Origin of the sequence: Streptomyces sp. NPDC059957, from assembly GCF_042730015.1 — a bacterium.
Classification (GTDB): Bacteria; Actinomycetota; Actinomycetes; order Streptomycetales; family Streptomycetaceae; genus Streptomyces.
The window spans coordinates 92,001-105,919 of sequence record NZ_JBHWMB010000019.1; the positions used below are offsets into that span (position 1 = coordinate 92,001).

At 73.9% G+C, this 13,919-nt stretch carries 15 protein-coding genes and 1 pseudogene; 10 read left to right on the top strand and 6 right to left on the bottom strand.

Annotation, left to right across the window (positions count from 1 at the left end):
* Positions 1-172 precede the first annotated feature (172 nt).
* Positions 173-805, bottom strand: a pseudogene (locus ACFWBW_RS15445) (phosphatase PAP2 family protein); the annotation flags it as partial.
* Positions 806-1,042: 237 nt separating this feature from the next.
* Between ACFWBW_RS15445 and ACFWBW_RS15450 the strand changes: the two are divergent.
* Complete coding sequence (locus ACFWBW_RS15450) at positions 1,043-1,639, top strand: histidine phosphatase family protein (RefSeq protein ID WP_385372560.1); 597 nt, start codon at positions 1,043-1,045, stop codon at positions 1,637-1,639.
* A 292-nt stretch (positions 1,640-1,931) separates the two neighbouring features.
* On the opposite strand, the gene ACFWBW_RS15455 is transcribed toward ACFWBW_RS15450, so the two are convergent.
* Positions 1,932-3,281: a tetratricopeptide repeat protein gene (locus ACFWBW_RS15455; protein WP_385372563.1), complete on the bottom strand. Its 1,350-nt coding sequence runs from the start codon at positions 3,279-3,281 to the stop codon at positions 1,932-1,934.
* Positions 3,282-3,585: 304 nt separating this feature from the next.
* On the opposite strand from ACFWBW_RS15455, the gene ACFWBW_RS15460 reads away from it, so the two are divergent.
* Positions 3,586-4,041, top strand: a complete 456-nt coding sequence (locus ACFWBW_RS15460) for a hypothetical protein (RefSeq protein ID WP_385372566.1) — start codon at positions 3,586-3,588, stop codon at positions 4,039-4,041.
* Positions 4,042-4,096: 55 nt separating this feature from the next.
* The gene (locus tag ACFWBW_RS15465; RefSeq protein ID WP_385372569.1) at positions 4,097-4,981 is read left to right on the top strand and encodes a spermidine synthase; all 885 of its coding nucleotides are present in this window, start codon (positions 4,097-4,099) and stop codon (positions 4,979-4,981) included.
* A gap of 7 nt (positions 4,982-4,988) precedes the next feature.
* Here ACFWBW_RS15465 and ACFWBW_RS15470 read toward each other — a convergent pair whose 3' ends face one another.
* Both ACFWBW_RS15470 and ACFWBW_RS15475 read right to left on the bottom strand, forming a co-directional pair.
* Positions 4,989-6,491, bottom strand: a complete 1,503-nt coding sequence (locus ACFWBW_RS15470; RefSeq protein ID WP_385372572.1) for a class I adenylate-forming enzyme family protein — start codon at positions 6,489-6,491, stop codon at positions 4,989-4,991.
* Positions 6,492-6,583: 92 nt separating this feature from the next.
* Entirely contained in the window at positions 6,584-7,117 is a 534-nt protein-coding gene (locus ACFWBW_RS15475; RefSeq protein ID WP_385372575.1) for a hypothetical protein, read from the bottom strand.
* A gap of 79 nt (positions 7,118-7,196) precedes the next feature.
* On the opposite strand from ACFWBW_RS15475, the gene ACFWBW_RS15480 reads away from it, so the two are divergent.
* The 6 genes from ACFWBW_RS15480 (at position 7,197) to ACFWBW_RS15505 (ending at position 11,392) form a co-directional block, all read left to right on the top strand.
* Positions 7,197-7,886 carry a response regulator transcription factor gene (locus tag ACFWBW_RS15480; protein ID WP_385372578.1) on the top strand — a complete coding sequence of 230 codons (690 nt, stop codon included), beginning with the start codon at positions 7,197-7,199 and terminating at the stop codon, positions 7,884-7,886.
* A gap of 10 nt (positions 7,887-7,896) precedes the next feature.
* On the top strand, positions 7,897-9,273 hold the full coding sequence (locus ACFWBW_RS15485) for a sensor histidine kinase (RefSeq protein ID WP_385372581.1): 1,377 nt from the start codon (positions 7,897-7,899) through the stop codon (positions 9,271-9,273).
* A 100-nt stretch (positions 9,274-9,373) separates the two neighbouring features.
* On the top strand, positions 9,374-9,538 hold the full coding sequence (locus ACFWBW_RS15490) for a DUF5993 family protein (RefSeq protein WP_385372584.1): 165 nt from the start codon (positions 9,374-9,376) through the stop codon (positions 9,536-9,538).
* Between the two features lie 11 nt (positions 9,539-9,549).
* On the top strand, positions 9,550-10,191 hold the full coding sequence (locus ACFWBW_RS15495; protein WP_385372587.1) for a disulfide bond formation protein B: 642 nt from the start codon (positions 9,550-9,552) through the stop codon (positions 10,189-10,191).
* Positions 10,192-10,339: 148 nt separating this feature from the next.
* Entirely contained in the window at positions 10,340-11,014 is a 675-nt protein-coding gene (locus ACFWBW_RS15500) for an NADPH-dependent F420 reductase (protein WP_385372590.1), read from the top strand.
* 78 nt (positions 11,015-11,092) lie between these two features.
* Positions 11,093-11,392, top strand: coding sequence for a hypothetical protein (locus tag ACFWBW_RS15505; RefSeq protein WP_385372593.1), 300 nt, complete (start codon positions 11,093-11,095; stop codon positions 11,390-11,392).
* Here the strand turns inward: ACFWBW_RS15505 and ACFWBW_RS15510 are convergent.
* Positions 11,310-12,608 (bottom strand): MFS transporter, encoded by a 1,299-nt coding sequence (locus tag ACFWBW_RS15510; protein WP_385372596.1) that lies wholly within the window; start codon positions 12,606-12,608, stop codon positions 11,310-11,312. The two genes, ACFWBW_RS15505 and ACFWBW_RS15510, sit on opposite strands and share 83 nt — an antisense overlap.
* Positions 12,609-12,733: 125 nt before the next feature.
* The gene (locus ACFWBW_RS15515; protein WP_385372599.1) at positions 12,734-13,237 is read right to left on the bottom strand and encodes a MarR family winged helix-turn-helix transcriptional regulator; all 504 of its coding nucleotides are present in this window, start codon (positions 13,235-13,237) and stop codon (positions 12,734-12,736) included.
* A 103-nt stretch (positions 13,238-13,340) separates the two neighbouring features.
* Between ACFWBW_RS15515 and ACFWBW_RS15520 the strand changes: the two genes are divergently transcribed.
* Positions 13,341-13,865 carry a hypothetical protein gene (locus ACFWBW_RS15520; RefSeq protein WP_385372602.1) on the top strand — a complete coding sequence of 175 codons (525 nt, stop codon included), beginning with the start codon at positions 13,341-13,343 and terminating at the stop codon, positions 13,863-13,865.
* Positions 13,866-13,919 lie beyond the last annotated feature (54 nt).

The window sequence follows — 13,919 nt, forward strand, 5'->3', positions numbered from 1 at the left end:
CTGTTCGGGTGGTGTGCGGGGCGGGCTCGGCGGACGCGGCCGATCCCGCGGACGCACGGAATCCGGTGATCCCGGCGACCCCGACGATCCCGTCGGGCAGGGCGCGGGCCGCGAGGTAGCCGGCCCCCATCACGGCGGCCCCGGCGACGGCGTCGAGGAAGTAGTGGTTGGCCGTGCCCAGGACCACCACGGTGGTGACGACGGGGTACGCGGCCCCGAGCGCCCGCACCAGCGGCCGGCGCGCACAGCACCACAGCACGACCCCGCACCACAGGGCCCAGCCCACGTGCAGGCTGGGCATGGCCGCGAACTGGTTGGTGAAGGAGCCGAGCCCGCGCGGCGCGCTGGCCTCCCCGCCCCACCAGCCGTAGTCGCTGTAGTGGGCCATCGTGTCGGTGAACCCGTACGAGGCGGCGAGCAGCCGGGGCGGGCAGGTGGGCACCAGGGCGAAGCCGACGAGTCCGAGGAGGGTGGAGAGCATCAGCCAGGTGCGGGCGAATCGATACTGCTGGGGGCGCCGCCGGTAGAGCCAGACCAGCACCGCCGGGGTGACGAGGTAGTGCAGGGAGGCGTAGAGGAAGTCGGCGGGTATGCCGAGGACCGCCTGCCCGGTGAAGAGCCGGTTGAGCGGCCGCTCCAGGTCGAGGGCCAGGAGCTCCTCCAACCGCAGGATCGCGAGCCCGTGTTCCACTGCCAGTCCGACGTCGCCCCGGGCGAGGAGTCTGCCACCCGAGTACGCCGCGTAGACGAGTCCCAGGAGCAGCAGTTCGGCCCACCAGCGCGGAGGCTGCCGCCTATTAGTCATACGGCGTATGACGTGCGTGAAGACGCAAGGGTTGCGCGGCGTTCACCTGATGGATGATGGAGCGGCGACGGAACCACCGCAAAGCAGTGCGAATGGTCGGACCGTCGGTGCTTTGTCCGTCCTGCCCGTCCTGCCCGTCCTGCCCGTCCTGCCCGTCCTGCCCGTCCTGTCGGTCTTGCCCGTCCCGCTCCTCTCGCCCCTCTCGCCCCACTAGCCCCCTCGACCAGGAGAACTCACATGGCCCCCCGCATCCTCTTGGCCCGCCACGGCCAGACGGCGTGGTCCCAGCTCGGCAAGCACACCGGACGCACGGACGTGCCCCTGCTGGAGGAGGGGAAGCGCGGCGCGAAGCTGCTCGGCGAGCGCCTCGCCCGCGACCCCTGGGCGAGCCTGCGCGGGCTGGAAGTGCGCACCAGCCCCCTCGTACGGGCGAGCGAGAGCTGCGACCTGGCCGGCTTCGGCATCCAGGCGGAGCCGTGGGACGCGCTGATGGAGTGGGACTACGGCGACTACGAGGGCATGACCCCGGCCGAGATCCAGGCGATCCGGCCCGGCTGGCTGATCTGGCGCGACGGGGTCCCGGGCGGCGAGTCCGTCGCGGACGTCTCGGCCCGCGCCGACGAGGTCGTCACCTGGGCCCGCTCGGCCGAACGCGACGTCCTCGTCTTCGCACACGGCCACATCCTGCGCACCCTGGCCGCGCGCTGGCTCGGCTTCGACGCCTCGTTCGGCGCCCGCATCCGCCTGGAGCCCACCTCGCTGTCGGTCCTGGGATGGGCCTACGGGGCACCCGCGCTGGAGCGCTGGAACGACACGGGACACCTGGACTCGTAGGAGGCGCCACTCGAAACCCCGCCTCGCCGGCGTTTGAGGCGCGGGGGTCCGGGGGCCGGCCCCGGAAACGGCGCCGCACGCGGCAACGGGTCCGGGGCGGAGCCTCGGGGAACGGGCGAAGGGCGGGTAGGGGACTCCGCGCAGCAGCACGCCCGGCCCCGCCGGGCCCTGCGTACGGGCCGGCGGCGGCCCGTGTCCAGCGCCCCGCCGGTGCGTTCGAGGCGGCGGGGGTCCTGGGGCGGCGCCCAGGGGCTCGTGCGCAGCGTGCCGCCCTCCCCGGCCCCCCGGAGGGTCAGGCCGACGTGTGCCGGGCGAGGAACGAGCCCACGCGCGGCGAGCGCTGGTGCGGGACCAGCGTGCGGGCCGTGGCCGCCAGCATGGACTGGATCCGGGTCGACTGGACCTCCTCGAGCAGCTCCAGCACCCGGCCGCCCGCCCAGGCGGCCTCGTCGGGGGCGCCCGCGTGGGCCAGGTTGTCGGCGAGCTCGGCGGTGTAGAGGGCGACGTTGCGGGCGAAGTGCGGATCCTGAAGGTCCGCCGCCCGGCGGGCGTGCCGGGCCGCCCGCGCGTGCTCGCCGAGCGCGGCCCAGCAACGGGACTCCAGGGACTCCAGCTCGGCCTCGCCGAAGAAGGACATCCACTCGGGGTCCGCCCCCGCCTCGCCGCGCGAGAAGTCAGTGTGCGCCCGGGTCAGCGCCTCCTCGCAGGCCTTGCGGTCGGACAGCCCCGCCCAGCCGCCGGCCTCCCGCAGGGCGAGCAGCGACAGGAGCCGCGGGGAACCGAGCGAACGGGCGGCCCGGCGGCCCGCCTGGGCGGCCCGTACCGATTCGCGGGGCCGCCCGCAGTCCCGGGCGAGGAACGCCATGTTGCTGAAGGCGTGCGCCTCCAGGCCGGCGTCCCCGGAGACCCGGGCCGTGGCCAGCGCCTCCGCGTAGTGCGAGCGGGCGTCGTCGAACCGGCCCGAGTCGTGCGCGAGCCAGCCCACCGAGATGGCCAGCTCGCCCGCGCCCGCGTGCAGCCGGTCCTCGGTGGACTGCCGGGTCGCCCCCGCGTCGAGCAACGCGTAGGCCATGCGCAGGGGTTCGGCGGCCCGCCGGTACAGGGCGTCGGCTCCGTGCCGGTCGTCCAGCAGCCGGATCTGGCGTACGGCGTCCTCGACGGCGGCCGCCTCGGACTCGCCGGCGCGGGAGGGGAGCCGGCGGGTGTCGCCGAGCAGGGTGAGGCTGAGGGTCGCGGCCGCCACGGTCGCGGAGCCCCCCGCCATGAACGCGCGACGCAGCACGTCGCTCTCCTTGGAACGCGAAGGGGCGGGGATGACAGTGGGGTGGGGGTGCTTGGCGAAGGCGGAGAAGGGCGCCGCCTGTTCGCGCTGCGCCAGCCGGCCCCGTACCGTCTCGCGCGGGGAGAACCCCAGGTCAGCCAGGGTGCGGCCGGGGAACATGTGGAGGAATACCCGCTCGTAGGCGTAGTTGGGGCAGCGGATCTCGCCGGACTCGACCCGGCCGATGTAACGGGCGTCGCAGGAAACCGTTTCTCCGATTTCCTTCGCCGCCCTGCGCACCAGCGCGGCGAACTCGGCCGGGGAGTGCTGACCGCGCAGTCGCCGGAAGGGGATGTTGGGTGAGTGGGGGGACGTCGCCATGGACGCGGCCTCTCTGGGCAAGTGATTGCGCTGCCGGTGACTGTGTGGTGCCTGTGACGCGCTGCCCGGCGGGCATGAACGTACCGCCAGCGGTGGAGGGTTGACTCGGTGTTTGGCTACAAAACGGATATCTCACCCGCGATCCGCCATGAACTGCCATCCTTTGCAGCGTCTTGCCACCGCACCTGTTGACGTTCCCGTGCGTTGAACTCATGCGGAGTGGGAGGAAGCCCGTCGGCTTCCGGGACCGCTCCCGCGATGCTCGTACGCGGATCGAGGAGGGGTTCCCTTGGTGGAGGGCGGCATGGAGAGCACGGATACGAACACCGCGCCCGAGCCCGGAGCGCCCCTGAAGACCGGAGCGCCCCTCATGGCCGGCGGGGCGTCCTTCGTCCCGGGCGCCCCGGACCTGGTCACCGTGCCCACCCGGCAGGGGCTGGAGGCCGTCGACATCATCCAGCGGGCCGCCGGCCAGGCCAGCCGCGCGGGCGGCGTCGGCCCGGTCCTGCACGACAGCTCCGGCAGCACCCTCGGCTTCCTCGTCCCGCCCGGTACCGCCGACGCCTGGGACCTCCCGGGCAGCGCCTGTACGCACACCAACGGGCGCGGCATGCGCTTCGGCGACACCTCGCCCACCGCGGGCGACACCGGCTGGCTGCTGCCGCCGGAGGCCGTCGGGCCGGTCACCGACCCGGAGGTGCTGCGGGCGGCGCTCGGTGAGGCGGCCCGGCTGATCGAGGCGGCCGACAACTGCCGCTAGGCTCCCCCCAACCGGCCCGAGCGCCCGTCGGGCCCTGACCAGCCATAATGAGGGCGTGGCGAGCAAGGGTAAGGGCAAGGGCGATGACAAGCGGCGCGGGCGCGAGACCTCCGAGGCGCCGGCCGGGCCGGTGGACGGCGGTCACGCCGCGCTGGAGCCCGACCGGGAGCGGTCGCGCGCCTGGACCCTGCTGATCGACGGAGCCCCGCAGTCCCACGTGGACCTGGACGACCCCGGGCACCTGGACTTCGCCTACCAGCGCCGGATCGGCCACCTGATCGACCTGTTCGCCCCCGCCCGCCAGCCCCTGAACGTGCTCCACCTCGGCGGCGGAGCCTTCACCCTCGCGCGCTACACGGCCGCCGCCCGCCCCCGCTCGACGCAGCAGGTCGTCGAGATCGACGCCGGGCTCGTGGCCTTCGTACGGGAACACCTGCCGCTGGACCCGCAGGCCCGGGTCCGGGTCCGCGCGGTCGACGCCCGGGCCGGGCTGGCGAAGATCCCGGACGGCTGGGCCGACCTGGTGATCGCCGACGTGTTCAGCGGGGCCCGCACTCCGGCGCACCTGACGAGCGCCGAGTTCCTGGACGACGTACGCCGCGCCCTGGCGCCCGGCGGCTGGTACGTGGCCAACCTCGCGGACGGTCCGCCGCTCTCCCACCTGCGGGGCCAGATCGCCACGGCCGCGTCCCGGTTCGCGGAACTGGCGCTGGCCGCCGACCCCGTGGTGTGGCGGGGGAAACGCTTCGGCAACGCGGTGCTGGTGGCCGCCGACCGGGAGCTCCCGGTCGCCGAGTTCACCCGGCGGGTGGCGAGCGACCCGCACCCCGGCCGGGTCGAACACGGCCGCGCCCTCATCGACTTCGCGGGCGGCGCCGTCCCGGTCTCGGACGCCTCGGCGGTGGCCTCCCCGGAGCCCCCGCCGTCGGTCTTCCGCTGAGGCCCGGCTACTCCTGCGAAGCCGCGGCCAGCTCCCGCAGGCGCCGCTTGTCCGGCTTGCCGCGGTCCGTCAGCGGGAGCTCCGGCAGCCAGAACACCGCCGCCGGCCGCTGCCCCGGCGCCAGCTCCGCCGCGACCAGCGCGCACGCCCCGGCCGCCGCCGCGTCCGTCGGGGCGTGGCCGGGCGCCGCGACGAGGAAGGCGCACACCGCCTCCCCGGTGAGCGGGTCCGTCCGCCCCACGACGGCCGCCCGGGCCACGGCGGGGTGCCGGGTCAGGGCCGTCTCGATCGGGCCGCAGTAGATGTTCGCCCCGTGCACCATGACCACGTCCTTGACCCGGTCGTCGAGGTACAGGTACCCGTCGGCGTCGAAATGCCCGACGTCCCCCGTGCGCAGCCAGCCGTCGTGCAGGACCTCGGCCGTCAGGGCGGGCTGACCGCGGTAGCCGGCCATCACCATCGGGGAGCGCACCCACACCTCCCCGGTGGCCCCGGGCGCGGAGCCCCGTACCTCGACCTCCACCCCCGGCGCCGGGCGGCCGACGGAGCCGAGCAGGTGGGGGCGGTCGGTGGCGGCCGCGTCGTGGTCGGCCGGGGAGAGCCGGCTGAGCACCCCGGCCTCGTTCATCCCGTAGCCCTGGGTCCAGCGCACCCGGGGACCCCACCGGGTCAGCGCCCGCCGCAGCCGCTCGGGGTGGACGGGGGAGTCGCCGTAGGAGACCCGGACCAGGCCGGGTACGCCGTCGGCGGTCTCCGGGTCGTCGAGCAGGCGGTACAGCATCGAGGGCGTCAGGTACGTGGCCGCGGGCCCGAGCCGGCGGCAGGCCTCGGCGAACTCCCGGGTGCCGAAGGGGTGCAGGATCTCGGAGCGGCCGCCGACCCGCAGCTGCTCCAGGCACCGGCCGCCCGAGCGCTGGGAGAGGGAGTCGGTCGAGATGAACGTGAGCGGCGCCGAGCCGTCGGCGGCCGGGGAGTCGGTGCGGGTGGCCGTACGGGCCGCCATCGCGGCGAAGGTCGAGGCGACGCCCTTCGGGCGGCCCGTCGTACCGCCCGTGTAGGTCACCCGGGCCACGTCCTCGCCGCGCGCCGCCACCGCGACGGGCAGGGCCTCCCGGACGGAGGCCAGCTCCAGCAGCGCGGCCAGGCCGATGCGGGGCGCGGGGCCCGGCGGCACCGGGGTGTCGTGGACGATGAGGCCGGGCTCGCAGTCCCGTAGGAGGTGGTCGAGCCCGTGGGTCGCGGGGCCGACGCACACGTGGGTCAGCCGGGCCCCCAGCACGTGCGCGGCCAGCCGTACGAGCAGGGTCTGCGGCGGATTGCCCGCCGATACGACGGCCAGCCCGGAGCCGCGCCGGATCCCCAGGTCGGCCAGGGCGCCCGCCAGCCGGTACGTCCAGGCCAGCACCTCGGAGTGGCTCAGGACCCAGGACCCGGACCCGAAGGCGGGGCGGTCGCCGTACCGCTCGCAGGCGTCGATCAGGTCGGTGACGTACCGCGCGCCGGTGCTCATGGCGCCACGGTATCCGGCGGGCCCGAACCGGCCGGAGGACGGGCCTTGCGGGGCGGTCGTCCACGGGGCGTGCCGTCTACGGGGCGTGCCGGCTACGGGTCGATGATCTCCACCAGTGGCGGGTGGTCGTGCCAGGTGCAGAACACCGACACCTCGCGGCCGTCACGGGTGAAGGTGACGCGGATCCAGGACGGCTGCTTCCAGACCTGCATCCGCCAGCCGGCCAGCGGGGTCGCCGAGACCAGCTCGCCGGAGGTGGCGCCGAGATCGAAGACGACCCGGCCGCCCGAGACGCTGTACGCCTTCACGTTCTCGCTCGGGGTCTCCTGCCGCTGCGAACGGGGGGTGGGCGTCGCGGAGGGCTTGGCGGAAGGGGAAGGGGAGGGAGAGGGGGAGGGGGAGGGCGACGGCGACGGCGTGGGGGAGGGCGAGGGCTCCGGCGGCTGTGCCCGGTGGGTGGAGGAGGAGAGGGGCTGCGTGGCCAGCGGCACCGCGAGCGGCGGATCGTAGGCGGTACCGGACATGACCGAGTGCACGCCCCACCACGACAGCGTCACCGCCGCCCCGGTCGCCAGGGTCCACGCGCCCGCATGGCCGACTGCTCTACCGACAAGTCCTCGTCGCATCGGGGGACATACTGCACCACCCGTCCCAGACCCGGCCCGGCACCCCTCGGCATCCCCCGAATGGGCTACGGTGCGGGCCATGGCAAGTGTGCTCGTGGTCGAGGACGACCAGTTCGTACGTTCCGCCCTCATCCGGCACCTGACCGAGGCCTCGCACACCGTGCGCAGCGTCGGCACCGCCCTGGAGGCGCTGCGCGAGGTCGCCCACAACCGCTTCGACGTGGTGATCCTCGACCTCGGACTGCCCGACCTCGACGGCGCCGAGGCGCTCAAGATGCTGCGCGGGATCACCGACGTGCCCGTCATCATCGCGACCGCCCGCGACGACGAGGCGGAGATCGTCCGGCTGCTCAACGACGGCGCCGACGACTACCTGACCAAACCTTTCTCCGTGGAACACCTCTCCGCGCGGATGGCCGCCGTCCTGCGCCGCGCCCGCTCCGCGGCCGGGGCCGAACCTCCCTCCCGCGTGCTGCGCGTCGGCGGCCTCGCCATCGACCCGCTGCGCCGCCAGGCCGAGCTGGACGGGGCGGTACTGGACCTCACGCGGCGGGAGTTCGACCTGCTGGCCTTCCTCGCCGGGCGGCCGGGCGTGGTCGTGGCCCGCCGGGAGCTGCTCGCCGAGGTCTGGCAGCAGTCGTACGGCGACGACCAGACCATCGACGTCCACCTGTCGTGGCTGCGCCGCAAGCTCGGCGAGACCGCCGCCAGCCCGCGGTACCTGCACACCTTGAGAGGCGTCGGGGTGAAGCTGGAGCCGCCGGCGTGAGGGGCTCGCTGTGAGGTGGGCGCTGGTCAAGGTGTGCCTCGCGGTCACCGTGATGGTGGTCGTGGCCTTCGCCGTACCGCTCGGGCTGGTCGTCCAGGAGATGGCCAGTGACCGGGCGTTCTCCAACGCCGAGCGGCAGGCCGCCACCATCGGGCCGACGCTGTCCATCACCACCGACCCCGTGCAGCTGCGCAAGGCCGTGGAGTCCACGCAGATGGGCGCCGACCGGCGGATGGCCGTGCACGTGCCCGCCGTCGGGGACGATCCGCGCGTGGACGTCGGCGACGGCTGGGCCGGCGAGCGGGCCGTCTCCGAGACCCGGCGGATCGGGCGGGCCGCGACCGTCCCGGTGGCGGGCGGCGGCTTCGCGCTGCTCCAGCCCGTGGCCCTCGGTTCCGGGGACATCGCCGTCGTGGAGATCCTGGTCCCGGAGAGCGAGGTCAGCAACGGGGTCGCCACCGCCTGGGTGGTCCTCGCGGGCGTCGGCCTCGCCCTGGTCGTGGGCTCGGTGGCGGTCGCGGACCGCCTCGGTGCCCGCCTGGTGCGGCCGGCCGAACGGCTCGCGGACGCCGCGCACCGGCTGGGTGAGGGGCGGCTGGGGGCCCGGGTCCCGGAGGAGGGGCCGAAGGAACTGCGCTCGGCTGCCGTGGCGTTCAACTCGATGGCGGACCAGGTGGTGGAACTCCTGGCCAACGAGCGGGAGCTGGCCGCCGACCTCTCCCACCGGCTGCGGACCCCGCTGACGGTGCTGCGGCTCAACGCCGCCTCGCTCGGCGACGGCCCGGCGGCGGAGCAGACCCGGGCGGCCGTGGAGCAGCTGGAGCGGGAGGTCGACACGATCATCCGTACGGCCCGCGAGCAGCGGCCCGCCGCCGCTGCGCAGGGACCGGGCGCCGGCTGCGACGCCTCCGAGGTGATCCGCGACCGGATGGGGTTCTGGTCGGCGCTGGCCGAGGACGAGGGCCGCGAGGTGCGGCTCGCGGGGGTCGACCGTACGGTACGGATCCCCGTGGCCCGGCCGGAGCTGGCCGCGGCGCTGGACGCCATGCTGGGCAACGTGTTCCGGCACACCCCCGAGGGCACCCCCTTCGCGGTGGACGTCCACGACGCCGGGGACGCGGTCATCGTGCTCGTCTCGGACGCGGGGGGCGGCATCGCCGATCCGGACGCGGCCCTGCGCCGCGGCAACGACGGCGGCCGCGACGGGTCCACGGGCCTGGGCCTGGACATCGTCCGGCGGGTCGCGGAGTCGACGGGTGGGGACGTGAGGCTCGGGCGTTCGGTGCTCGGCGGCACCGAGGTGCGGGTGTGGATCGCGCTGGACGGGCGGGCGCGGGGAGACTCGGGGCGCGCCGGACGCAGCCGACGCAAGCGGCGACGCAACTAGTTCCGGGCCGTCTCTTTCGGCGACGCAACCGACGTAACCCTGCGGCCGGCGGGGGCGCGCCGCGCGCCCGGTATGTCCCCCTGTCGGTACGGTCCGCGCCATGGACACCCTCATCTTCGGCGGCCTCCTCGCCACGCTGATCGCGATGTGCCGGGACGCCCCGCGGTTCGTCGTGCTCGGTGCCTGGTGGCTCATGCTCCTCGCCGTGATCCTGCTGATGGCGCACCACATCACCAGCAGCCTCGCCCTCACCTTGAGCTACTGACCGTGGCCGCGATGTCCAGCCTCCTCCCGGAGGCACAGCTCGAGGGCGGCCTGCTGGGCCGGGTCCAGTTCTGGTTCGCCTGCGCCTTCGCCATCGGCTGGACCGGGGTGGTGTGCGGCGGGCTCTTCTACCAGTTCGGGATGGGGGAGTACCCGTGCCCGCTCTGCATCGTGCAGCGGATGTTCATGCTGTTGGCGGCGATGGGGGCGGCCCACATCGTCCGGACGGCGCTGTCGCGCGGGGCGGTGACCGGCCGCGACTACATGATGGGCTGGGGCCTGTCCCTGGTCGCCGTGATCGCAGGCTCGTTCGCCTCGTGGCGGCAGACCACGCTGCACATCCTCCCGGGCGACAAGGGGTACGGGAGCGAGGTGTTCGGCCTGCACCTCTACGTCTGGGCGTTGATCCTCTTCCAGGCCTCGGTCGTCGCCGTCGGCATCGTCCTGGCCTTCGCCCACGCCACCGCGGACCGGGCCGTCCCGGCGGAGGGCCCGGGACCGTACCGCACGGTGGGTCTGGTCGCGCTGTGGTTCCTGGGGCTGGTGATCGCCGTGAACGTCGTGGCCGTCTTCCTGGAGGAGGGCTTCCACTGGTTCCTGCCGGACGACCCGACGCGCTATCAGTTCTTCTACGACGTGGGGATCCTGGACTAGTTGCGGACTAGCTGAGGTTGGCGCGGAGTCGACGCCTTCCGCGCGGGAATCCGTACGACCTGCTTGAGTGGGGCCGCCCTTCTCGTCTCGTCGGTTCCTTCCGCTCTTGCCGTTCCTTCCGTTCTTTCCTTTGTGAGGGGAAGTCGTCATGCGCTACGCAGTCCTCGGCACCGGGATCGTCGGCCGTACGGTGGCCGCCCGGCTGCTCGCCCTCGGCCACGAGGTTTTCATCGGCACCCGGGACCCCGCGGCCACGCTCGAACGCAGCGAGTACGCCGCGTGGCAGCAGGCCCACCCGGCAGCGGGTCTCGCCCCCTTCGCGGAAGCGGCGCGGTTCGGCGAGACGCTCGTCAACGCCACGGGCGGGCAGGTCAGCGTGGCCGCGCTGACGGAGGCGGACGCCGCGCACCTGGACGGCAAGATCCTGATCGACATCGCGAACCCGCTGGACTTCTCCCACGGGTTCCCGCCCGGGCTCGACCCGGTCGACAGCGACAGCCTGGGCGAGCTGATCCAGCGGACCTTCCCGGGGCTGCGCGTGGTCAAGACGCTGAACACGATGAACTGCCAGGTCATGGTCGATCCGGCCAGGGTCCCCGGCGACCACACCGTCTTCCTCTCGGGTGAGGACGCCGGGGCCAAGAAGGCCGTACGGGAGCTCCTGTACTCCTTCGACTGGCGCGAGCACACCGTGATCGACCTGGGCGGCATCGAGACGGCCCGCGGTACGGAGATGCTGCTGCCGATCTGGCTCCGGCTGATGGGGACGCTCGGGCACACGGACTTCAACTTCCACATCCAGGGCGCGAACCGGACGGAGTAGCCCCTGCCCGGACGGAGGCGGAGATGTTGCCGCCCTCCGCGCCCGCGCTCAGGGTGGCCGTGACGAAAGGAGCCGCGCATGAGAGTCATGCTCAGGGCCCATATGGACACGGCGGCGACGAACGAGGGCATCAAGAGCGGCGCCCTTCCGGCGGCCATGAAGAAGCTCATGGACACGGTGAAGCCGGAGGCCGCCTACTTCGGTCTCCACGAGGGCGTCCGGTCCTGCTGGATGGTCTTCGACCTCCAGGACAGCGCGCAGATGCCGCCCCTGATGGAGGACCTGTTCCTCCAGTTCAACGCCGAGCTGGAGGTCGCTCCGGTGATGAACGCCGAGGATCTGGCGAAGGGGCTGGCGGCGATGAAGAGCTCGGGCTGAGCCCCGGACCCAGGACCCGGTCGGCGGCTGCCCACGCCAATACCGCGGAGGCGGCCGCGGCCGCGCACGACACGGCGAAGGCCGCCCGGTACCCGTAGGCCGCGGCGAGCGGGCCGGAGGCCGCCGCCGCCAGCGCCTGGCCGATGATCAGACCGCTGCCGGCCAGGGTCATGGCCTCGCCCATCCGCCGCGCGGGGCCGGCCCGTTCCACGAGGCCGAACAGCGCGATGAGGTGCGGGGCGACGGCCAGCCCGATGCCGGCGACGGCGAAGGCCGCGCCCCACAGGCCGGAGACGGCGAGCAGCGGAAGCGTCAGCAGCGCCTGGACGGCGATGGTCCAGCGCAGCCGGGAGATCAGGCCCGCCCCACCGGGCCGGGCCACGGTCACGAAGCCGGCGACCGAGCTGGTCACGGCCATGGCGGCCCACACGAGCCCGGCGGCCCCGGGGGAGCCGACCGCCACGGCGAGCGCGTTGACCCCGGTGTTGGCCCCGCTCCACGCGGCGCCCTGCAGGACGGCCACGACAAACAGCAGCGCGAGCCCCGGAGACCACAGTCGTACGTCGCCCCGCGCGGCGGCGCCCGGCCCCGTCGGCCCGGGCGCCGTGGGATGCAGGGCGAAGAGCGTTCCGAACACCAGGCCCAGGGCGGCGGCGAAGACCAGCGCCGAGGCGGGGTGGACGGTCACCGCGAGGATCCCGGCCAGCGCGGGCCCCACCATGAAGCCGACCTCGTCGAGGGTGGTGTCGAAGGAGAGCGCGGCCCCGACCAGGGCCTTGTCCTCTCCGGCCAGCCGCGCCCACCGGGCCCGGGCCAGCGGCCCGATCTGTGCCGCAGTGAGTCCGGCGGCGACGGCGAGCGCGATGCGGGCGGCGAGCGGCAGCCCGCCGAGGACGGCGGCGACGAGGGCGAGGAGCACGGCGGCGTTCGCGGCGCAGGCGACCAGCAGGACGGGCCGGTGGCCGCGCCGGTCGGCGAGCCGGCCGATGACCGGGCCGCCCAGGGCCTGGCCGAGCCAGAGGGCGGCGGCGATGGTCCCGGCGTCGCCGATGCCGTCGCGTTCGTTGATGAGCAGCAGCGTCCCGATGGGGCACAGCGCGGCGGGGAGCCGGGCGAGGAACCCGTACACGGGCAGGGCGGGGCCGCCGAGGGCGAACACGGCGCGGAAGCCGGCGGGGGCGGGCGTGGGGGACTGCGTGGGGGACTGCGTGGGCATGGACAACCTCCAGCCGCACGCCGACCCTCCCGTTTCTCCGGCGCGCGCCGTTGCCCGTTGGGCTGGACGCTAACGCCGGAGCGGGCGGGTTGGGAAGGGCCCGGGGAGGTCTCTGCGGGAGGTCTCTAAGGGGCGGAGTCCCCCGAGTTCAGCCGCTTGGCCTGGGCGCGGCCGACCTCGGCGGCGCGGTGCAGGTAGTCGGCGATGACCGCGAGTTCGGAGTCGGAGTAGCTCGCCAGAACGGCGCCGAATGCGCGCCCGGGGGTCTCCCAGGCGGCGCCGATCCGTTCGCGGGCGGTGGGGGAGAGGGCGACGAGGGAGCGGCGGCGGTCGTCCGGGTCGGCGTGCCGCTCGACGACGCCGGCCTTGACCATGCGGTCCACGAGGCGGGTGGCGGAGCCGGAGGTCAGGCCGGTGAGGCGGGCGATGTCACCGGTGCTGACCGGGTCGGGCTCCATGTCGAGGAGGGCGACGCACTGCATGTCGGTGGGGTGCAGGCCTACGTGGTCGGCCATGGCCTGGTTGAAGAGCGAGTAGTCGGCGTAGTGCCGCTGGCTCTCGGTGACGATGCGCGCGAGCAGCTCGGCGCGGGTCCACTCATCACTCGAACGAGCGTAATCGGTTGACATCGGCTTCTCCGGGGTCCAAATTTATCTGTGTGACGCAGAGGTTGCGTCACGCAGAATCTGTGTCACGTATGTCAGTCTAATACGGGAAGAGCAGGAATCCGCCATGTCGAACACGCCGAGCACACCGCAGACGCCGCAGGCCCTTCTCGCGTCCCCGCTGCGGACGACCCTGCTGCGCCCCGGATCCTTCGCGAGCAACGCCTTCGGCTGGGCCTGGGCGATGAAATCGGGCCGCCCGGTTCACCTGCCGTACCCGGGTGCGTACAGCGACCCGGTCCACGAGACCGACCTCGCCGAAGCCGCCTTCGCGGTCCTCACCGACCCCTCGCTCGCCGGTCGCGCGTACACCCTGACCGGACCGCAGACGCTGACCTTCGCCGCCCAACTGGCCTTACTGGGCGACGCCGTCGGCCACCCCATACCTTTCGAGGCCGTCTCGCGCGAGCAGTGGAAGTCCGGGGTCGACGGCTACATACCGGGCCCGTACGCGGAGGCCCTGCTCGACTTCTGGGCCGCCTCCGACGGCCTCCCGGTCGACCTCACCGAGGACCTCGAACGGCTCACCGGCCACCCGCCGCGCACCTTCGAGACCTGGTCGGCGGACCATGCGGAGGCCTTCAGGGCCTAGCGAATCAGAGGGCCCCCAACCGCGTTCACCGGCGAGGGTGCGTGCTAGCGTCCG